General features: G+C 62.3%; 19 protein-coding genes. 2 read left to right on the forward strand and 17 right to left on the reverse strand.

Annotation, left to right across the window (positions count from 1 at the left end; translation table 11 throughout):
* Window positions 1–185 precede the first annotated feature (185 nt).
* A complete protein-coding gene (locus LIO98_RS04315; protein WP_291953554.1) occupies window positions 186–716 on the forward strand; it encodes an AAA family ATPase in 531 nt (176 codons plus the stop codon).
* A complete protein-coding gene (locus LIO98_RS04320; RefSeq protein WP_291953555.1) occupies window positions 706–1,467 on the forward strand; it encodes a tRNA(His) guanylyltransferase Thg1 family protein in 762 nt (253 codons plus the stop codon). Before LIO98_RS04315 ends, LIO98_RS04320 begins: the two co-directional genes overlap by 11 nt.
* 85 nt (window positions 1,468–1,552) lie before the next feature.
* On the opposite strand, the gene LIO98_RS04325 is transcribed toward LIO98_RS04320, so the two are convergent.
* The 17 genes from LIO98_RS04325 to LIO98_RS04405 all read right to left on the reverse strand — a co-directional run bounded on the left by LIO98_RS04325 (window position 1,553) and on the right by LIO98_RS04405 (window position 19,194).
* Window positions 1,553–2,923 (reverse strand): cobyrinate a,c-diamide synthase, encoded by a 1,371-nt coding sequence (locus LIO98_RS04325; protein WP_291953556.1) that lies wholly within the window; start codon window positions 2,921–2,923, stop codon window positions 1,553–1,555.
* A gap of 1 nt (window position 2,924) precedes the next feature.
* Entirely contained in the window at window positions 2,925–4,493 is a 1,569-nt protein-coding gene (locus tag LIO98_RS04330; protein WP_291953557.1) for a cobyric acid synthase, read from the reverse strand.
* A gap of 68 nt (window positions 4,494–4,561) precedes the next feature.
* On the reverse strand, window positions 4,562–5,068 hold the full coding sequence (locus LIO98_RS04335) for a cob(I)yrinic acid a,c-diamide adenosyltransferase (RefSeq protein WP_291953558.1): 507 nt from the start codon (window positions 5,066–5,068) through the stop codon (window positions 4,562–4,564).
* Between the two features lie 6 nt (window positions 5,069–5,074).
* The gene (gene hemL, locus LIO98_RS04340; RefSeq protein WP_291953559.1) at window positions 5,075–6,367 is read right to left on the reverse strand and encodes a glutamate-1-semialdehyde 2,1-aminomutase; all 1,293 of its coding nucleotides are present in this window, start codon (window positions 6,365–6,367) and stop codon (window positions 5,075–5,077) included.
* Window positions 6,367–7,341 carry a porphobilinogen synthase gene (gene hemB / locus LIO98_RS04345; protein ID WP_291953560.1) on the reverse strand — a complete coding sequence of 325 codons (975 nt, stop codon included), beginning with the start codon at window positions 7,339–7,341 and terminating at the stop codon, window positions 6,367–6,369. Before hemB ends, hemL begins: the two co-directional genes overlap by 1 nt.
* Window positions 7,338–8,798, reverse strand: coding sequence for a uroporphyrinogen-III C-methyltransferase (gene cobA, locus LIO98_RS04350; RefSeq protein WP_291953561.1), 1,461 nt, complete (start codon window positions 8,796–8,798; stop codon window positions 7,338–7,340). The genes hemB and cobA overlap by 4 nt, the downstream gene beginning before the upstream one ends.
* Window positions 8,795–9,691: a hydroxymethylbilane synthase gene (gene hemC / locus LIO98_RS04355; protein WP_291953562.1), complete on the reverse strand. Its 897-nt coding sequence runs from the start codon at window positions 9,689–9,691 to the stop codon at window positions 8,795–8,797. The genes cobA and hemC overlap by 4 nt, the downstream gene beginning before the upstream one ends.
* Complete coding sequence (gene cobK, locus LIO98_RS04360) at window positions 9,684–10,916, reverse strand: precorrin-6A reductase (RefSeq protein WP_291953563.1); 1,233 nt, start codon at window positions 10,914–10,916, stop codon at window positions 9,684–9,686. The genes hemC and cobK overlap by 8 nt, the downstream gene beginning before the upstream one ends.
* Window position 10,917: 1 nt before the next feature.
* Window positions 10,918–11,655, reverse strand: coding sequence for a precorrin-3B C(17)-methyltransferase (gene cobJ, locus LIO98_RS04365; RefSeq protein ID WP_291953564.1), 738 nt, complete (start codon window positions 11,653–11,655; stop codon window positions 10,918–10,920).
* Window positions 11,652–12,860, reverse strand: coding sequence for a hypothetical protein (locus tag LIO98_RS04370; RefSeq protein WP_291953565.1), 1,209 nt, complete (start codon window positions 12,858–12,860; stop codon window positions 11,652–11,654). The genes cobJ and LIO98_RS04370 overlap by 4 nt, the downstream gene beginning before the upstream one ends.
* 3 nt (window positions 12,861–12,863) lie before the next feature.
* Window positions 12,864–13,802, reverse strand: coding sequence for a cobalt-precorrin 5A hydrolase (locus LIO98_RS04375; RefSeq protein ID WP_291953566.1), 939 nt, complete (start codon window positions 13,800–13,802; stop codon window positions 12,864–12,866).
* A 3-nt stretch (window positions 13,803–13,805) separates the two neighbouring features.
* Window positions 13,806–14,561, reverse strand: coding sequence for a precorrin-4 C(11)-methyltransferase (gene cobM / locus LIO98_RS04380; protein ID WP_291953567.1), 756 nt, complete (start codon window positions 14,559–14,561; stop codon window positions 13,806–13,808).
* A 4-nt stretch (window positions 14,562–14,565) separates the two neighbouring features.
* Window positions 14,566–15,786, reverse strand: coding sequence for a precorrin-6y C5,15-methyltransferase (decarboxylating) subunit CbiE (gene cbiE / locus LIO98_RS04385; protein ID WP_291953568.1), 1,221 nt, complete (start codon window positions 15,784–15,786; stop codon window positions 14,566–14,568).
* The gene (gene cbiD / locus LIO98_RS04390) at window positions 15,776–16,870 is read right to left on the reverse strand and encodes a cobalt-precorrin-5B (C(1))-methyltransferase CbiD (RefSeq protein WP_291953569.1); all 1,095 of its coding nucleotides are present in this window, start codon (window positions 16,868–16,870) and stop codon (window positions 15,776–15,778) included. Before cbiD ends, cbiE begins: the two co-directional genes overlap by 11 nt.
* Window positions 16,857–17,465, reverse strand: coding sequence for a precorrin-8X methylmutase (locus tag LIO98_RS04395; RefSeq protein WP_291953570.1), 609 nt, complete (start codon window positions 17,463–17,465; stop codon window positions 16,857–16,859). Before LIO98_RS04395 ends, cbiD begins: the two co-directional genes overlap by 14 nt.
* Window positions 17,466–17,604: 139 nt before the next feature.
* Window positions 17,605–18,501 carry a hypothetical protein gene (locus LIO98_RS04400; RefSeq protein ID WP_291953571.1) on the reverse strand — a complete coding sequence of 299 codons (897 nt, stop codon included), beginning with the start codon at window positions 18,499–18,501 and terminating at the stop codon, window positions 17,605–17,607.
* Window positions 18,502–19,194, reverse strand: a complete 693-nt coding sequence (locus LIO98_RS04405) for a precorrin-2 C(20)-methyltransferase (RefSeq protein WP_291953572.1) — start codon at window positions 19,192–19,194, stop codon at window positions 18,502–18,504.
* Window positions 19,195–19,197 lie beyond the last annotated feature (3 nt).

Below are 19,197 nucleotides of genomic sequence, written 5' to 3' on the forward strand. Positions count from 1 at the left end.
ATTTTAACAGCAAGTGACGGGGATAACAAGGAGAAATGTTGTGATGGTGTCTAAATATCTGTAGTTAAGATAAAAGAATTCAGATTCTGATATAATAAATTATCGGCGCGTACCTTATTTTGAATGACGGGTTAAATGTATTTATATGTGAAATTACGATATATAGAGAAGTATGGTGTAAGTATATGGATTTAAAAATGAGTGTATCCGCAACTTTTAAACCATTCATGGGAACCAAAAAGAAAGCGCCGTCAATGCTAGAGGCTGTAATTTTTATTGGGATTCAAGCAAGCGGCAAAAGCTCTATGTATTACCAGCGCTTTAGAAATACCCATGTTCAAATAAACCTTGACTCACTCCACACGCGTAACAAAGAACGCCTATTACTTCAAAAGTGCATAGACGAGAAACATTCGTTTGTTGTAGACAACACAAACTCTTCAAGAGCGGAAAGAACAGCCTACATAAAGCTTGCACTTCAGAACGGATATAAGATCATCGGTTACTATTTTCACTCTGTTATTGCTGAATCTATTGAGCGTAATAAACAGCGCAGCGGCAAAGAAAAAATTCCCCGAAAAGGAATAATCTCAACCGCGAAACGTCTTGAAAAGCCGCTTTACGAGGAAGGTTTCGATGAACTCTATTATGTTATGATGTCGAAGAATGGAGATTTTTTAATCAGCAAATGGGAGGAGGAGAACAATGAAGTTTGACGAACTAGACAAGATGATGCGCATCTATGAAGAGTCGCTGGATCAGTGCATCATTCCCGATTGCCACATCGTTGTAAGGATAGATGGAAGATGTTTTACAAGACTCACGAAACAGACATTAAAGTTAAAAGCACCTTTTGACGAGAAGATGCGTGACTATATGGTCAAGACCGTCAGACACCTTATGGATTGTGGCTTCGGAATCATGTACGGTTTCACTGAAAGCGATGAAATTTCCCTCCTCTTCCGCCCTGGCGACGGAACATTTGGACGTAAGACACGAAAGTTGAACTCTATTCTTGCCGGTGAGGCAAGCGCAGTATTCTCGCTTCAAGTAGGTGTTACGGCTAGCTTTGACTGTCGTGTAATTCCACTTCCAAATGAGGAAAGGGTAATTGATTATTTTATGTGGAGGCAGGAGGATGCTCATAGAAATGCATTAAATGCTTACTGTTACTGGGCTCTTCGTGGAGAGGGACTTGATGTAAGAGCCGCGACAAAGCATATATTAGGTCTTGACATCGTTGATAAAAAAGAACTGCTCTTTGCAAGGGGTATAAACTTTAATGATATACCAGCATGGCAGAAATGGGGCGTAGGGATTTACTGGGAGCGCTATCAGAAAGATGGTTATAACCCCATTACCGGTCAGCTCAGTAAAGCTGACAGAATGAGGTTAAAGACAGAATATAACCTACCTACCAAGCAGGAGTACGCAAAATTCGTCAAAACGTTCTTGCCCAATGTTTAGAGCCGTGTTTTCCATTTTTAAAAATAGTCTGCCCAGTTCCTCGCCAGGTTTGTTTTTTGCTTACTTTTACCAATAGAACGCCTTGTCATGCACTTTGCTCTCTATACCCGGCGCACCTCTCCACAAACCTCTCCGCCGCCTTTGGGAAGCCGGCGAAGTGTAGATGAAGATATGAACCCAAGATGTTGTCTTTTGCATAACCGGCGCAGTAGCTTTCGCCGGTACGGTTTTTAGTGAATTGGAAGGCGCGGGGGATTTCGCAGTCGGCCTCGGCGCTGGAGAAGTGGAATTCGTGGCCGCGCAGCTCTTCGCCCTTTTTCGCGATGATGTTGTCGGAGAGCGCCTTTGCCGTGACGTAGCCGACGGTGCGCAGGCTGTCGTTCATTTTGCAGCTCATGGGGATGAGACTGCACATGCGGTGCGCCGCGCCGTCGAAGTCCTTTATCTCGCGCGTGAGGTACATGAAGCCGCCGCATTCGGCGTATATGGGCATGCCGGAGGCCGCGGCGCCGGCGATGGACTCTTTCATCGCGGTGTTTGCCGCGAGGCGCGCCGCGAAGACCTCGGGGAAGCCGCCGCCGAAGATGAGGCCGCCGCAGTCGGGGATTTTTTTGTCGTTGAGCGGGCTGAAGTTTACGATATTTGCTCCCGCCGCCTCGAGGACGGCGATGCTTTCGGGGTAGTAGAAGGAGAAGGCCTCGTCGCGCGCGACGGCGATCGTCACCCTCTTTTCCGCCCGCGGCGCGGCGTTGTTCTCCGCCCTGAGAGGCGGGGCGCTTTGGGCGATTTTCAGGAGCGTATCGAAGTCGATGGCCGGTTCGATCATCTTTCTGACGTTTTCAATGTGTTCGCGGTTGCCGTTTTCTTCCACCGGCAGCAGCCCGAGGTGGCGCTCGCGCACCTCCGCCTCCCTGCTGCGCGGCACGGCGCCGACAACGGGCAGGCCGAGGCGTTTTATCGCCTCGCAGACCATCTCTCTGTGGTTTTCGGAGCCGTAGCGGTTGACGATCACGCCTCGAAGGTCGACCTCCGGGTCGTAGTCGCGGAAGCCTTTGGCGATCGCCGCCGCGCTCTCGCCCATCGAACGGACGTCGATGACGAGCAGCACGGGGGCGTTAAGGGCCTTCGCGATCTGCGCGGTGCTGCTGACGCCGCCGCGCCCGCCGTCGTAGAGTCCCATGACGCCCTCGATTATCGAGATGTCCGCCTCTTCGGAGGCGGAGAGGAAGATTTTTTTCATCGCCGCTTCGTCTGTGAGCCAGGTGTCGAGGTTGTCGGCGCGTCCGCCCGCGGCGAGGCCGAGGTATCCCGGGTCGATGTAGTCAGGGCCGACTTTGTAGGGATGCACGCGTAGGCCGCGCGCGGCGAGAGCCGCGACGATGCCGCTGGTGATCGTGGTCTTGCCGCTACCGCTGTGAGCGGCGGCGATGAGCAGGCGGGGGCGTTCGGCGTCCACCTTATTTTGCCTCCGTGGACTGTGGATTTCCACCGTCGGCGCGTCGGGCTGGCGCGTCGGCCTTCAGGTGCATGATGTCGATGATGTAGTCGAGGTCGAGATTTTTTCTCGTTTGCGCCGCGAGGGCGTCGTAGGCCGCCTCTTTGGCCGCCGCCGTGGAGACCGCTTCGCGCTCGGGCAGGCCGCGTTTTTTGCGCAGGCGGTTGAGCCACACGGCGCGGAAGAGGTCGTTGTGGAAGGCGTTGTGGAGGTAGCTGCCGCCGGCGCGCAGTTCGCCGTCGGCGAGGCCGTCGGCCCTGCCGTCGAGCTCAAACAGCGGTGCGAATCCCGGCTCTTCCCGCAGTGGGCGGGTCTCTCCGAAGTGTATTTCGTATCCGTCGACGGCCGCCGCCTCTTTGAAGTATGGGTGTATCGTACGTCCGCGGCGGCGGATGGTGGTCTTTTCCTCGCCGAAGGTGGTGACGACGGGCAGCAGGCCGAGTCCCTCGATCGCGGGGATTTTGTCGTTGTCGCGGAGATGGCGGTCGTCTATCTCTTCGCCCATCATCTGGTAGCCGCCGCAGAGCCCGTAGACGGTGCCGCCGTTTTGGTAGAAGCGGCGTATTTCGGCGGCGAGGCCGGAATCGAGCAGGTACTTCATGTCGAGCACGGTGCTCTTGGTTCCGGGCAGCACGACGGCGTCGAGCGAGGCGACCTGCGCGGGTGAGGCGAGTTCGATTATCTCCACGTCCGGTTCGAAGCGGAAGGCTTCGATGTCCGTATGGTTGGAGACGCGCGGGAATTTTACGACGCCGACGCGGAGCTTGCCGTTACTTTCTTCCGTTTCGCCGCGGTGCCAGTTGATGCTCATGATGTCTTCGCCTTCGATGACGATGTCTGTGAGCCAGGGCATGACGCCGACCACTTTGACGCCGGTCTTTTTTTCGGTGAATTCCACCGCGTCTTCGAAGAGCGAGAGGTCGCCGCGGAATTTGTTGAAGATGATCCCCTTTACGCGGCGGCGGTCCTCGCCGAGCAGCTCAAGGGTGCCGACGACGGAGGCTATGGCGCCGCCGCGGTCGACGTCCGCGACGAGCAGCACGGGGATGTCGGCCTCCTGCGCGACGCGCATGTTGACGATCTCCGCGGCGTTGAGGTTGACCTCCGCGGGGCTTCCCGCGCCCTCGCAGACCATCACCTCGTATTTTTCGTCGATGATGGCGAGCGCCTTGCGCAGGGTCTCCAGCCCCTTGCCCATGGTAAAGCCGCGGTAGTAGTTTTTATCACAGGGGGCGTCGAATACTTTGCCCATCAGCACGATCTCCGAGGAGGTGTCTTTGCGCGGCTTGAGCAGTATCGGATTCATGTATGTCTGCGGCTCGACGCGCGCCGCCTCGGCCTGCACCCCCTGGGCGCGCCCCATCTCGAGGCCGTCGGGGGTGACGCAGGAGTTGTTGGACATGTTCTGTGACTTGAAGGGGCAGACGGCGTATCCCATGTCGGAGAATATGCGGCAGAGCGCGGTGGTGATGAAGCTTTTGCCCGCGTCGCTCGATGTTCCCTGTATCATGATGCCTGTGCAGTTTTTCATCTTATTACACCTCGGTTGTGGCGTTTGTCGTCTATATTTATTTGTACTTGTGCCGTATCGCGCTCTCTTTAAAACTCTATCCCGCGCCGCGCGAGCAGTCCGTCGTCGTAGTAGTGCTTTATTTTCTTCATTTCGGTGACGAGGTCTGCGCGCTCCACCAGCTCTTTTGGCGCGCCGCGTCCAGTCATTACGAGTTCCGTCTTCGCGGGGCGCGTCTCAAGCAGCGAGAGCGCCTCCGCGAGGGATAGGCAGCCGTGTCTCATCGCCGCCATTATCTCGTCGAGGATCAGTACGTCGGCGCCGCCCTTTTTGAGGATGTCTCGCGCCGCCGTAAGCAGCGGACAGGGCGAGGCGCAGGGGCCGCTTCCGCGTCCCTGGGGGCACTGGGCGAGCCTGATGCCGAGCTTTTCCGCGCTCTCGTGCTCGCCGCAGCGCTGGGCCTTCTGGAACTGGATGATGAAGACCCTGCCGCCGCAGCCCGCGGCGCGCATCGCCAGTCCGAAGGCGGCGGTGCTTTTGCCCTTGCCGCAGCCCGTGTATATCTGTACCTTGCCCTGCTCTTCGCCGCTGAACATCGTTCTTTAAAATCCTTCGCTTCCGGCCACTTCGTCGGCGCAGACGAGGAAGTATTCGATGTCTTCGTCGCTGTGCGCGGTGCAGAGGAATAGCGCCTCGAACTGCGAGGGGGCCAGCAGGATGCCGCGGGCGGCCATGCCGCTCCAGAAGCGGGCGTAGCGGGCGGTGTCGCTCTTTTTCGCCTCGTCGTAGCTCTTTACCGGTCCGGCGGTGAAGAATATCGTCGCGAGCGATTCGATGCCCTGCACACAGGCGGCCACGCCGTATTTTTTGAATATTTTATCGAGGCCGGCGCGCAGACGCTCTCCACGCGCGGCGAGTTCTTTGTAGATTAGCGGGTTTTCGCGCAGCGCCGTCAGCGCCGCGAGCCCGGCGGCCATCGCCACGGGGTTTCCCGAAAGCGTGCCCGCCTGGTAGACGGGGCCTAAGGGGGCCACCATCGACATCACGTCTCGGTGTCCGCCGTAGGCGCCGACGGGAAGGCCGCCGCCGATTATTTTGCCGAAGGTCCAAAGGTCCGGCGTCACGCCGAAGTATCCCGAGGCACAGTTTATCGAGAGACGGAAGCCGGTGATGACTTCGTCGAAGATGAGCAGCGCGCCGTTTGCCGCCGTGATTTCGCGCAGCCCTTCGAGGAAGCCGGGCGCGGGGGGAACGACGCCCATATTCGCACCGACGGGTTCGACGATCACCGCGGCGATCTCGTCCTTATGTGCCGCTAAGATCTTTTTGATCTCTTCCAGGTCGTTGTAGCGGCAGGTCAGCGTCGCCGCCGCGGTATTCGCCGGCACGCCGGCGCTGTCCGGCTGTCCCGCCGTCGCGAGGCCGGAGCCCGCCTTAACAAGCATGCTGTCGGAGTGCCCGTGGTAGCAGCCCTCGAACTTCACGACCATTTCACGTCCCGTGAAGCCGCGCGCCGCGCGTATCGCGGAGAGTACCGCCTCGGTGCCGGATGAGACCATGCGCACCATCTCGACGCCCTTGACGAGCTCCGTGATGAGACGGGCCATTTCGACCTCCATCGCCGTCGGCAGGCCGAAGCTCGTGCCTTCATGAGCCGCCTCGCAGACGGCGTCCACCACGGGAGCGTAGGCGTGGCCGAGAATCAGCGGCCCCCACGAACCGATGTAATCGGTATATTTTTTGCCGTCGGCGTCCCATATATAGGCCCCTTCGCCGCGCGCCGCGAAAATCGGCGTCTGGCCGACGCTCTTGAAGGCGCGGACGGGGCTGTTGACGCCGCCGGGGATGAGGCTCTGGGCCTCTTCAAAAAGTCTTTCGCACTGGCTCTGGCTCATTACAGCTCGCCCTCTTTCATCATCCTGGCGAGTTCGGGGGCGAAGTAGCTGACGATGACGTCCGCGCCGCCGCGCGCGAGGCAGACCGCCGATTCCGCAATGACGCGTTTTTCGTCGAGCCAGCCGCGCTCGACGGCTGCCTTTATCATCGAATATTCGCCGCTGACGCAGTAGGCCCCGACGGGGACCTCGCTGACCTCTTTCACGGCGCGCAGCACGTCGAGATATGGAAGTCCAGGCTTTACCATGATCATGTCCGCGCCCTCCTCGATGTCGAGCAGCGCTTCACGTACGCCCTCGCGCACGTTGTGCGGGTCCATCTGATAGCTTTTGCGGTCGCCGAAGGAGGGAGCGGAGCCCGCCGCCTCGCGGAAGGGGCCGTAAAACGCCGAGGCGTATTTCACGGCGTAGGAGAAGATCAGGGTATCGTCCATGCCCGCGCCGTCGAGTTTCGCGCGGATCGCCGCGACGCGCCCGTCCATCATGTCGGAGGGGGCGACGATGTCGGCTCCCGCCTGTGCCTGGGAGAGCGCCGTCTTCGCAAGGAGGTCGAGCGTCGGGTCGTTGTCCACCATCTCTCCCTTCAGCAGGCCGCAGTGTCCGTGCGAGGTGTACTCGCAGAGGCAGACGTCGCCGATGAAACACATATCGGGGAAGTGTATCTTGCCGACGCGCAGCGCCTGCTGGATGACGCCGTTTTCATTATAGGCCTCGCTGCCGAATTCGTCCTTGTGCTCGGGGATGCCGAAGAGGAGTATGGAGTTTACCCCCGCGCGTTGTACCTCTTCGAGGAGACGCGGGAAGGTGTCGGGGCTGTAGCGTTTCTGCCCGGGCATCGCGGGGATGTCTTCGATGATGTTGCTGCCCTCGCGGATGAATACCGGGTAAACGAGCATGGAGGGCGAGAGCCGTGTCTCCGCCGCCATGTCGCGGATGATTTTGTTTTTTCTCAGTCTTCTTGGACGTACTATCATCTTATATCCTCCTCCAGAGTATTTATGAGGCTCTCCAGGGTCGCCCTTTGAGCCGTTATTATCCGTTTAAAGCCCGCGCGCCGCGCCTCCGCCGCCGTCTGTTCGCCGATGCAGCAGGCGCGTTCTATCTCAAGCTCCGGCATGGCGGCCTTGAATCCGCGCACGGTCGAGGCGCTTGTGAATACCGCGGTATCCGCCCCCTGTGGGATTATCTCCGCCTGTTCGTATATTGTCTCATAGAGCGGCAGTTCGGTGAAGTTTATCTTCAGCGCCGCGAGCTCCGCCGTCAGCTCCGGCGAACCCTCCTTCGCGCGGAGCATCAGCACCGGAGCGGCTTTCGCCAGCTCCGCGAGGCCGCGGGCAAGGTGTAATCCGTCGTAGACCTCCGGCATGTAGTCCGTGATAAGGCCGCGCTCTTTCAGCGCCCTGGCGGTCGCCGGCCCGATCGCCGCGATCTTCGCTGCGCCGAGGGAACGGACGTCGCGTCCCTTTTCCGCAAGCAGCTCAAAGAGCGCTTCGACGCCGGTCATGCTGGTGAAGCCTAGCCAGCCGTATTTTGAAAGATCCGGCAGCTCCGCCTCTATCCGGCGCGTGCTGATGCAGGGCAGCTCCACGACCTCCGCGCCGCGCGCGCGGAGCATGGCGGAGAGTTTGCCCGCCCGTTCGCGCGGGCGCGTCACGATCACTTTGCGTCCGGAGAGCGGCAGGAAGCGTTTCCAGGCGAATCCCTCTGCGAGAGCCGTGACTTCGCCGACGATTATCAGCGCGGGGGAGCGCAGTTTTTCCTCCGCGCACCTGGCGGAGAGCGTTCCCAGCGTTCCCTGGATGAGCCGCTGCGCCGCGGTGCTCGCGTTTTTGACGGCCGCCGCCGGTGTGCCGCCGTCCATTCCCGCCCTTTGAAGCTCGGCGCATATTTCTGTGACGGCGCTGGCGCCCATGAGGAAGACGAGCGTGCCGCCGAGCTTCGCGATGGCCTCGTAGTCTACGGGGGCGATGGTGCCCTCTTTTGTGTGCGCCGTGATGACGTGAACGGAGCGCGCGATGCCCCTGTGCGTGACGGGGATGCCGGCGCAGGCCGGTCCGCCGAGCGCCGAAGTCACGCCGGGGACCACCTCGAAGGGTATATCCTCGCGGTTCAGCGCCTCGATCTCCTCGCCGCCGCGTCCGAACATGAAGGGGTCGCCGCCTTTGAGCCGCGCGACGCGCCGCCCCCTCTTCGCCTCGCGCACGATGATCTCTTCGATCTCGCGCTGCGGCACGGAGAGGCCGCCGCCGGTCTTGCCGACGTTAATCTTTTCCGCTGAAGGGGGCATCATCGCAAGCACGCCGTCGCCGACGAGCCGGTCGTAGACGACGCAGTCGGCGGCCTCCAGCAGTTCGCGGCCGCGCAGGGTGAAGAGCCCCGCGTCTCCTGGACCGGCGCCGATGAGCGCCACATGGCCCTTAGCCTGTCTCATAGCTCTTCCCCCCTTGAAAGTTCCTGCGCGAGCTTCACCGCGATTTTTATATTTTCCGACACCGGGCCCTCCGCCGAGCCGCGGCGGATATCGCAGCCGCTTTCGTCGGCGTATAGTCCGGTTATCTTTATCGTCTCCCCCGCGAGCGCGGCGAAGGCGCCGACGGGCGCGGTGCAGCCGCCGCCTAGTTCGGCGGAGAAGGCCCGCTCGGCTTCGGCGCAGGCTGCGGCCCCGCGGTCGCGTATCGCGTCGAGGTAGCGGTAGTCCTCTCCCGCGCGTCCCTGGCAGGCGAGCACTCCCTGTCCCGGCGCTGGTATCATTTCATCAGCCGCAAAATATCGGGAGATGCGACCGTCGAGGCCGAGCCGCTTTAACCCCGCCGCCGCGAGCACGAGGGCGGAGAATTCTCCTTCGTCGAGTTTGCGCAGCCTGGTGTTGACGTTGCCGCGCACCGGCTTGATCTCCACGCCGGGATAGAGCGCCGCGAGCTGTACGCGCCACCGCGCCGAGGAGCAGCCGATCGCGCCCGATTCGACGCCCGTCCGTCCCTGCGGCAGAACGATCGCGTCGCGCGGGTCCTCGCGCCGTGAGTAGGCGACGAGCGGCAGCGCGGGGTTTGCGTTCATCGGCATATCTTTAAGGCTGTGAACGGCGACGTCGATCGCGCCGGATAACAGCGCCTCCTCAAGCTCCTGTGTGAAGAGCCCCTTGATGCCAAACTTGTCCGAGGCTTCGGAGAAGGGTTTCATGTTCCTGTCGCCGGTAGTCTCCATCGCGACGAGTTCGACCACCAGTTCAGGGTGGGCGCGGGCCACCGCCTCCATTACAAGCTTTGTCTGCACGAGCGCGAGCGCGCTTTTTCGGCTTCCAAAACGTATTATCTTTTTATCCATCTTTTTTCTCCTCCAGAGCGGCGCGCTCCTCTTTCACCCATTCGTCCCAGACGGAACGGAGCCTATCCGCGAGCCTGTGCGTCAGCGCCGGTGAGAGCGCCCCCGCGGAGACGGAGGCCGAGACCTCGCCGCTCGTGACCAGCGAGGGGAAGAAGAAGCTGCACTCCGCCGCGTTGTCCGCGACGCTCACCGGTATGCCGCGCTCTTTCGCCGCCGCGCCGAGGGCGGCGTTGACCTTTTCGTCGTCGGTCGCCGCCACCGCGAGCGCCGCGCCTTCAAGGTCGTCAGGCTCCCAGCTCTTTCTCACGAGACGGCATTTCATCTCTTTGAACTCCGGGCAGAACTCGGGGCTGACGACGGTGACCGCCGCGCCGCACTTTATCAGCGTCGCCGCGCGCCGCGCCGCGATCCGGCCGCCGCCGGCGATCACCGCGGAGCGTCCCTCCATGTCCGTCAGCATCGGAAAGAGCGGCGGTCGGGAGAGCCCCAGTATCCGCCGCACCCAGAGCAGCGCCTCTGTGCAGCTGTGTCCGCCCTCTTCATGAGGGCGTTCTATCATGATAAGACGCGCCTTGCAGCTGCGCGCCGCCTCTATCTTTTCTTCGATGCCGCCCGCCGCGCCGCCGTCCTTCGTGACGAGCCAGCGCGCGCCGGTGAGACGGATCATCTCTTCGTTCATGAGCAGGCTGAAGGGGCCCTGCATCGCGATGATGTGGCCGCTGTCAAAGCCGCACTCGGCACATTTTTTTATCACTTCCGGGTCCGGCAGCACCCGCGCGAAGAGGCGCGAGCGCTCGCTCACGCAGGCGAAGGCCTCCAGCTCCTTGCTGCCGGTCGTCAGCAGCACGTTGCCCGTGGTTCCCTCGAGGAAGCGGGCCGCCTCCTCCGCGCTCTTCACGCGGACGACGTCTCCGTCGGTGACGGCCTCACGCCGCTGTACGCGCATGAGCGGCGTATTCGTGGCGGCGCAGGCGGCGCGGATATTTTCACGCGCCTCGCGCGCGTAGGGGTGCGTCGCGTCGATGACGCAGGCGATGTCGGAGTCCCTGATAAATTTTTCCATCTCCGCCGCGTCCATGCGGCCGACGGTCACCTCGGTATTTTCCGCTCCGCGCACCAGCTCAGCGCCGTAGGCGGTGGCGACGGCATAAACGAGCGGCAAACGGAAGCGCGTCAGTTCGCGCCCCTCGGTGGTGCCGCCGAAGAGCAGTATGCGCCGTCCCATCTCAGTTTTCGCCATCGGCGGGATGCCTGTAGCCTCGCGGCGTGATGAGGCGTCCGTTTATCACGCGGGTGACGGAGTTCCCGATTATCACGGTGCAGAACATGTCTATAGGCGCCTCCTTGAGGCCGTCGAGCGTCGTCAGGCCGAAGCTCTCTTCGTCGCGGCCCGCGTTGCGCACCCAGCCGGCGGCGCGGCCGCCGGGGAGCGTCTCCATGAGGATCGCCGCCGCGCGCGCAAGGTGGTCGGGACGTCCGTGGCTTGCAGGGTTGTAGATACAGATGACGAAATTGGCCTCCGCGGCGGCGCGCAGCCGCCTCTCTATCAGCTCCCAGGGCGTAAGCAGGTCGCTGAGGCTGATAACGGCGAAGTCGTGCATCAGCGGCGCGCCGAGTATCGAGGCCGAGCTTGCGGCGGCGGTGATGCCTGGGATTATTTCGACCTCAGTTTTGTCCCGCGCCACCTCAAGCATTATCCCCGCCATGCCGTATATTCCCGGGTCGCCGCTGGAAATGAGCCCGACGGTGCGGCCCGAGAGCAAAAGTTTAAGCGCCTCTTCGCAGCGGTCGCGCTCCCTCTTCATCGGCGAGGCGACGAGCTCTTTGCGTCCCTCGAAGATCGGGCGCACCAGCTCGATGTAGGCCTTGTAGCCGACGATCAGATCGCATTTTTCCAGCGCCGAAAGCGCCCGCGGCGTTATCTGTTCCGGCCCTCCGGGGCCGAGGCCGACGACGTATATCATCTCTGCGCCGCCTTTGCCAGTGCGCAGTAACATTCTTTTGCCATATCTATATCAACCCTTTCTTTTAATGAGAAGAGAAGTTTATTCATCATACTGCGGGAGGCGGCCCTTACGCGGGAGAATTCCTCGGCGTCGGCGCAGCCGAGCTCGTTTGCCAGTTCGCGCTCCGCGAAGGCGCAGACGTCCTCTATGTAGGGCATGCACTCATGTATCTGCCGCCATTCGTGGAAGCGCGCGGTGTGCGCCGCGACGCTCTTTTTTATCTCCCGCAGGAAGCCCTCCGCCAGCGCGCTGCGTCCCAGCCCGTCCATGTCCACCAGCGTCACCGAGGGACGTCTCATGAAGGCCGGTTCGATATCGCGCGGGACGGCGAGGTCTATCATCATCCGCCGGACGCCGTCGTCGCCGAACTCTTTTGTCGTGAGGACGAAGTGGGGGCTTGCCGTCGCGCAGATGACGAGGGCACACTCGCGCATCGCCTCGTATCTTGTATCGTAGGGGATCAGGGTAACGCCGGAGGGCGGCTGCGCGCCGTCTTTGCGGCAGCGGCGCTGCGTCATGCGCACCGAAGCGCCGCGGTAGCGCAGCAGCTGCGCCGCGAGCATTCCCATTTCGCCGCTGCCCACGACGAGCGCGGAGACTCCGCGCAGGGGAGCGGCGGGGGATCCGTCCGTTGATCCGGCGATGTCTTTCGCGGCGGGAGCCTGTGAGAAAAATTCCGCCGCCGCCGTGCAGGCCGCCGCCGCCGCGGAGCATTCATGCGGCAGGGCCTTATATTTTGTGCGTACCTCTTTGCCGGCTGTGATCGCGCGCTGGAAGAGCTGCCCGAGCAGCGGCCCGCAGGCTTTTTCCTCGCGCGAAGCGGCGAGCGCCTCTTTCATCTGTCCCAGTATCTGATCTTCAAGGGGTATCTGTGAATGGAGTCCCGCGGCGATCTCAAAGATGCGTGCCACGGCGGCCTCTCCGCGCAGCGAGAAGAAGCTGCCGCAGCCGCAGGCGCGGTGCAGCAGCTCCGAGGGCTCCTCTTCGGAGACGACGGCCAGCTCCGTCCGGTTGCAGGTCGAGATGAGGACCGCCTCCTGGACGTATGGCGCGATCTCGCGCAGCAGCTCCCGCCGCTCGCTCTCCGTAAAGGTGAATTTTTCCCGAACGTCGACGGAGGCCGACCTGTAATCCAATCCGGCGATCTTTATTTCCATAGTCATATGTCACAGACTCCTTTTTCTTGCCAGCGCGAAGGTGATGCCGGGGTATTTTGTTTTGAGGCGTACCATGTAGCCGCCGCGCGAGGCGGCGAGCGCCGCGCGTTCACAGACGTTGTCGGTCCCGACCACCGCGAGCGCCGCGGGCGAGGGGGTAAATTCCCCCGGCAGCGCCATCAGCGTCTCCGCGGAGAAGGTCTCGAAGGGTATTTCATAAAATTCCGCGAGTCCAGCGACCGCCGCCTCGTCTTTTTTTTGTTCGACGGAGGCGACGGAGGCGACGGAGAGCGGCGAATAACCGCTCTGTTTCATAAAGTCCAAAAAGCATCCGCGCAGCAGCTCCGGCTCCGTGCCGCGCTTGCAGCCGACGCCGACGATCAGGTTTTTGGGCCGCAGCCACAGCGTTACCGGATAGGGGGCTGGCTGCAGTTCGTCGGTGACGGCGACGCCGACGGCGTGCCCAGAGAGCAGCTCGGCGGCGACGCGCTTCGCGGCGGGAAGGTTCTCAATGGCGCAGTTGTTCTTCACCGCCCATGAGTCCGGCGGCGTGATGCCGTTCACGTCGGTGGCGGTGGTGATCACTGGTCGGGCTCCGATAGTTTCGGCGATGCGCAGCGCGAGTTCGTTCGCGCCGCCGATGTGGCCCGAGAGCAACGATATCACGCTGAGGCCCCGTTCGTCGGCGACGATTACCGCGGGATCTTTATCTTTGCCTTCAAGGTACGGCGCGACGGCGCGTACCGCGATCCCGCAGGAGGAGACGAATACCAGCGCCTCCGCCTCCGTGAAGCGCTCTTTCGTCCATTCGCCGAGAGATGCGCCGAAGGGCAGCACGCCGCCGCCCGCGTAATTTTCCGGGGCCCAGGCGCTGCCGCCGAAGGCCAGCGCGATCCGCCTCGCCAGCTTTGCCCCCCTCTCCGAGAATGCCGCCGCGCAGAGCTTCATCTTTTATTCGGCGGCCTTTCGGAAGCCGTGGGAGAAGTGTTTGTCGTAGAGCTTCGAAAGCTCGTACTCGTCGCCGAGGAAGTCCCCGACGAGTATCAGGGCCGTATTTTTTATTCCCGCCTCCGAGGCGAGCAGCGGCAGGGTGGCAAGCGTGGCGCGTATCACCCTCTGCTCGGGCCAGGAGGCCTTGTAGACCATGACCGCTTTGGTTTCGGGAGCGTAGCCGCCCATGATCAGTTCTGCGCAGAGGCCGTCAAGCAGCCCCGTCGAGAGAAAGAGCACCATCGAGGCCTGGTGCGAGGCGAGCAGCCGTATCTTTTCCTTGTCGGGAACCGGCGTGCGTCCCTCCATGCGCGTGATTATCACCGTCTGGCTCACCGCCGGCAGGGTGTATTCCACCGCCGCCGCCGCGGCCGCGGTGCAGAAGGAGCTGACGCCGGGGGTGATGTCATAGGGGATGCCGAGCGCTTTGAGCCTGTCCATCTGCTCGCGTATCGCGCCGTAGATCGAGGGGTCGCCGGTGTGGAGGCGCACCGCGTCGACTCCGGCCTCGTGCGCTTCGCGCAGCTTCTCTATAACCTCGTCGAGCGTCATGGAGGCGCTGTCGTGTATCTCGCAGCCCTCTTTCGCGCGTTTTAATAGTTCCGGGTTCACGAGGGAACCGGCGTAGATTATCATCCCGGCCTCCTCAAGGAGCCGCGCTCCGCGCAGCGTGATCAAATCCGGGGCTCCCGGCCCCGCTCCGACAAAATGTATCATTGATCTATTCTCCCTTCGCGGCGCCGGTCACCGCCGAAAAAATCACAACGGGGTTCTGCGCCTGCCATATCTGTGTCTTGCCGACGGTCTTTATTCTGCTCACGGCGACCTGCGCCGCGTCAAATCCGGTAAATTTTTCTCCCGCGAGCTCCTGCGTGCAGAGCACGATCGTCTTAAGTGAGACGGCGGAGACGACGAGACGTATTCCCGCGCCGCGCGCCGCGATCCGCTCGAATATCATGGGAAGCTCGGGGCCGCTGCCGCCGACAAAGACGGCGTCAGGGTCAGGCAGGGCGTCTATTACCGAAAGCGCCGAGCCCTCGTATACCTTTATATTGTGGAGGCGGAACTTTTCCGCGTTCGCGCGTATCAGCGCCGCCGCCTCGCCGTTTATCTCCACCGCGTGGAGCTCGCGGCATAACTGGGCCGCCGCCACGGATACCGAACCGGTGCCGACGCCGAGGTCCCAGACTACGGATTCCGGCGTCAGGCGCAGCTTCGCCGTTATCACGGCGCGTACCTCCTCGTGCGTCATCGGCACGCCGGCGGCGCGGATAAAATCGGCGTCTTCCGGCAGCAGAGGCGGGCGCTCGGTGAAGTCTTTGTTTATCAGCAGCACGATTGAAAGCGCGTCGAAGCTCTCCTTCGCGAGCGCGCGCGTCTCGCCGCGGCTGACGCGTTCGTCCTTCGCGCCGAGCCTTTCGCCGACCACCGCCTCCACCGCGCCGAGCCCCGCCTCCGCGAGCAGCGCGCATAGCCAGGCGGGGTTCTTCTGCGCGTCGCAGAAGAAGATCGCCGCGCGGTTATGCTCCACGGCGTCGAGAATCTTCGCGCCGCCGATCTCGCGCCCGTGCCCCGAGAGGATCACGGCCTCCTGCCACGTCTCGGCCGCCTTGGCGCAGAGGCTTTGGAGCGAGCTGATGCCGGGGAGGACGGTGATCTCGTCGTGGGGGAAATTTTTCTTTATCAGCGGCAGCAGGCTGAATATCCCCGTGTCGCCGGAGACGACGACCGCCGCGTCGCCGAGCTTAAGCTCCTCGCGAAGGCGGTCGAAGGTCTCTTTGAAGCTCTTCATTTCAATGACGTTCGGATGCCCCGCGGCGATGTGCAGATGGCGCGGGGCGCAGGCGACCGCGCGCGAGGAGGCGATCGCGGCGCTCACCGCCGGCGTCACCTCTTCTATATCGCCCGGTCCGGCTCCCAGAACATAAAGCCTATTTCCCATCTCTTATCTCCTCCGCAAAGGACGGCGCGTCATCAGTCGCGCCGAGAATTATTCCGCCGTTGTCGATAAAGGCGACGGCTGTCTTTATATCTTCAAAGGCGCGTTCTTCGCAGCGTTTCGCGGCGATACGCGCCAGTATCGTCCATAAAAAATCCAAGCCCTCTTTGCGCACGAGGCGCATCGCCTCTTCGGTGGTGGGACACTCGTAGAGGGCCTTCACCGTGGCGGCGGGAGCTCCCGCGATCGCCGCCTGCGCGCAGAGCGCCTCTTTCGCGCCGCCGCCGGTGCGGTTGTGGGTGTTGAAGCTGCCCGCCGCGACCTTGAGCAGCTTTCCCGGGTGTCCGCCGATCAGCAGCCGTTTCAGTCCGAGGCGGGCCGATTCGTCGAGCAGATGGCCGATATAGTTTCCGCACTGCACGACGGCGCGGTTATTTATCCCGTAGGCCCTGCGCAGCGCGTTCTCGCCAGTCCCCGCGAAGGCGACCGCCACCGCTTCGCGTCCCTCCGCCGTGTGGGTGTTGAGCTCCAGCGTCAGCGATTCAAGCAGCGAAGCCTCGTTCATCGGCTTTACGCGTCCCGAGGTGCCGAGGATTGAGATGCCGCCGGCGATCCCCAGCCGCGGGTTGAAGGTTCGTTTCGCGACCTCGGCGCCCTGTGGCGCCGAGATGGTGACTTCCGCGCCGCGCGCGCCGATCACCTCGCGCAGCGCGCGTTCGATCATCGCGCGCGGCACGGGATTGATCGCCGGTTCGCCGACGGGGACCTTGAGCCCCGGCAGGGTCACCGTCCCCACCCCCTCGCCGGCGAGGAAGCTCACCGCTCCCGGCGCGGGAGAGAGTTTCACGGCGGTCTTTATCATGATGCCGTCCGTCGAGTCAGGGTCGTCTCCCGCGTCCTTTATCACGCCGCAGCTGCCGTCCTCATATCCGACGACCGGCAGCGTGAAGATCCTCTCCTCCGGCGTCGTTATCTCTACGCTCGTGGGGCAGGGCGACCCCAGCGCGCAAAGCGCCGCGGCCTTCGCCGCCGCCGCTGCGCAGCTTCCCGTCGAATATCCCTCGCGGAGCTCCCTATTCGATGCCATAGAGCAGCGCGTTCACGATCGTGGAGGCGACCGGCGATCCGCCCTTGCGCCCCACGGCGGTTATATAGGGCACCTTCGTTGCGAGAAGGCGATCCTTTGATTCGACGACGTTGACGAATCCCACCGGCACGCCGATGACCAGCGCGGGGGCGCATTTGCCCTCTTCGATCAGCTCGCAGAGGCGTATCAGCGCGGTGGGGGCGTTCCCGATCGCGAAGATGGCGTTGGGGGTGGCCTTCGCCGCCTCCTCCATGCTCACGACGGCGCGCGTCGTGCCGCGCGACTCCGCCGCCTCGCGCACCGCGGGATCGGCCATACGGCAGACGACCTCGACGCCGAAACGCGCGCAGGCCGCCTTGTTGATGCCCGACGCCGCCATATTGGTGTCGGTGACGACGGAAGCGCCGCTTTTCAGCGCCTCGCGCGCGAGCTTCACGGCCTCTTTGGAGAAACGCATATTCTCCGCGAAGTCGAAGTCCGCCGTCGTGTGTATCACGCGCTTTACCACCGGCAGCTCCTCGGGAGCGCCGAGCCAGGGCCCCATCTCGGAGGCGATGATCTGCATGCTTGCCTGTTCTATTTCGTTTGGTCTCATAGCGGTTACCTCATCTTTAAAATTTTCTGTAAAGAAAGACTGATCTATTAAATACCCGGTCTCCGGCGGTTTGTTACGTATATTTTGCCTGTCGTGAGACCGATGTCTGCCGGCCAATGTCCGCTCCCGGCGAGCGGCTTCAAAACAACAGCGGCAAAGCCGCCAGCGCTATCGACAGCACCGCGAATCCCGCGGTCGTCGTAAAGTTCCAGAATAAAAGCTGCTTGGCCATTTCCCTGCTGAAGAGGCCGAAATAATAACCGGCGTTCGCGCGGAAGAGCCGTGTGACGATGCCGAAGCTGTTGCCGAGCAGCAGCGCGAAGACCGCCTGCGCTATCGTCAGCTCGCCCGCCGCGAGACTGCCGCCCGCGAGCGCGAGCGCCGCCGAGACGTGCGCGATGGAGGCGGCGGCCACCGTGAGCGCCGCGAGCGGCAGTATCGTCCCCGCCAGCAGCCACTCCTTTATCGTGCTCTCGGCCCACGGCACTAGCATATAGGCGACCGCGAAGAAGAACCAGGCGATAGGCAGAGTCTTGAGCAGCCGCTTGTTGAAGCGGATATCTTTTGCCGAGCCGCCGGAGGCCGTATCCGCCGTCGCCTCTTCCGCCGCGCCGCCGCGCTTGAGGATGAAGAGTATCAGCACGAAGCGCGCCGCGCTGCGCAGCAGCAGGATCGAGCCGAAGATCGCTCCCGATACCCCCGCCATCGAAGTGGCCATCACCATCGTCGAGGGCCAGCGGTGCAGATAGGCGGGGAAGGAGAGCAGCAGCGTCCCCCATTTTGCCGAGCGTTCCGACAGCTTGCCGCTGTCGAGCGCCGAGGCGACGAAGGCCGCCCCCGCCTTCGCGGAGCCGAGGCTCAGCGTCAGCGCCATGCCGAGCTCGGAGCCGATTCCCGCCTTTCGCAGATGCGGCACGAGCCGCCGCATAAGCCTGTCGGCGAGGCCGCTTCTCAGGACCGCGAAGCCGATAAGAAGTCCGAAGAGGATGTCGAAGGTGAGCCGCAGCTCGCCCGCGACCAGGCCGCGCCAGTCCATTTAGCTCCGCCAGAGCAGGAGTATTGAGAGGTATTCCTCGGCGGGCTCCAGCGCCGCCGCGCCCTCGTAAATCTTTTCGTCGGCGAGTCCCGCGCGGTCGATGCGCGCCATACGCCGCCAGGGTCCCGTCTCCGCGACGACCTCCGCGAGTCTCTCCTTTAGTATGCAGGGCTTATAGAGCGCCGCGGAATCGGCGCGGCGCAGCGCCGCCACGATTCCCTCCCGGTCGTCGATACAGGGAATAACGGAGAAAACGTCTTCTCCCATTGCGAGAAATGAGCCGATGCGCGAGGCCGCGAGCTGATGCGCGGAGATGCCGGGCACCAGCGAGAGCTCAAGCTCCGGTACGAGATTCTTCCAGGCGTCGAAGAGATAGGAGCCCGTCGCGTAGAGCGCCGAGTCGCCGATCACCGGCAGCACCACGCTCTTTGCACCGCGCCATGAGCCGCCGATTCGTTCCAGTTCGCCAAGGAGGAACTTCTCGCGCTCCTCCGCGTCGGTGAGCATCGGGAAGGTGACGGGGGTTGTCTCGACCTCCGGAAGGTTCGCGCGCACTATCTGCTCGGCGACGGAGAACTTTCCGCGCGGCGAATAAGGCGTCAGCACCACATCCGCCTCTTTTATGATTCTTAGCGCTTTGAGCGTAACCAGCTCGGGATCTCCGGGCCCTACGCCGACAACTGTAAATTTCAAAAT

This window comes from Cloacibacillus sp., assembly GCF_020860125.1.
In the GTDB taxonomy this organism is placed as follows: Bacteria; Synergistota; Synergistia; order Synergistales; family Synergistaceae; genus Cloacibacillus.

What these genes read in the sequence shown, in the direction of transcription:
- LIO98_RS04315 (WP_291953554.1), top strand. Translation starts at nt 186, where the DNA reads ATGGATTTAAAAATGAGTGTATCCGCAACTTTTAAACCATTCATGGGA.
- LIO98_RS04320 (WP_291953555.1), top strand. Translation starts at nt 706, where the DNA reads ATGAAGTTTGACGAACTAGACAAGATGATGCGCATCTATGAAGAGTCG.
- LIO98_RS04330 (WP_291953557.1), bottom strand. Translation starts at nt 4,493, where the DNA reads ATGAAAAACTGCACAGGCATCATGATACAGGGAACATCGAGCGACGCG.
- LIO98_RS04335 (WP_291953558.1), bottom strand. Translation starts at nt 5,068, where the DNA reads ATGTTCAGCGGCGAAGAGCAGGGCAAGGTACAGATATACACGGGCTGC.
- hemL (WP_291953559.1), bottom strand. Translation starts at nt 6,367, where the DNA reads ATGAGCCAGAGCCAGTGCGAAAGACTTTTTGAAGAGGCCCAGAGCCTC.
- hemB (WP_291953560.1), bottom strand. Translation starts at nt 7,341, where the DNA reads ATGATAGTACGTCCAAGAAGACTGAGAAAAAACAAAATCATCCGCGAC.
- cobA (WP_291953561.1), bottom strand. Translation starts at nt 8,798, where the DNA reads ATGAGACAGGCTAAGGGCCATGTGGCGCTCATCGGCGCCGGTCCAGGA.
- hemC (WP_291953562.1), bottom strand. Translation starts at nt 9,691, where the DNA reads ATGGATAAAAAGATAATACGTTTTGGAAGCCGAAAAAGCGCGCTCGCG.
- cobK (WP_291953563.1), bottom strand. Translation starts at nt 10,916, where the DNA reads ATGGGACGGCGCATACTGCTCTTCGGCGGCACCACCGAGGGGCGCGAA.
- cobJ (WP_291953564.1), bottom strand. Translation starts at nt 11,655, where the DNA reads ATGATATACGTCGTCGGCCTCGGCCCCGGAGGGCCGGAACAGATAACG.
- LIO98_RS04370 (WP_291953565.1), bottom strand. Translation starts at nt 12,860, where the DNA reads ATGACTATGGAAATAAAGATCGCCGGATTGGATTACAGGTCGGCCTCC.
- LIO98_RS04375 (WP_291953566.1), bottom strand. Translation starts at nt 13,802, where the DNA reads ATGAAGCTCTGCGCGGCGGCATTCTCGGAGAGGGGGGCAAAGCTGGCG.
- cobM (WP_291953567.1), bottom strand. Translation starts at nt 14,561, where the DNA reads ATGATACATTTTGTCGGAGCGGGGCCGGGAGCCCCGGATTTGATCACG.
- cbiE (WP_291953568.1), bottom strand. Translation starts at nt 15,786, where the DNA reads ATGGGAAATAGGCTTTATGTTCTGGGAGCCGGACCGGGCGATATAGAA.
- cbiD (WP_291953569.1), bottom strand. Translation starts at nt 16,870, where the DNA reads ATGGCATCGAATAGGGAGCTCCGCGAGGGATATTCGACGGGAAGCTGC.
- LIO98_RS04395 (WP_291953570.1), bottom strand. Translation starts at nt 17,465, where the DNA reads ATGAGACCAAACGAAATAGAACAGGCAAGCATGCAGATCATCGCCTCC.
- LIO98_RS04400 (WP_291953571.1), bottom strand. Translation starts at nt 18,501, where the DNA reads ATGGACTGGCGCGGCCTGGTCGCGGGCGAGCTGCGGCTCACCTTCGAC.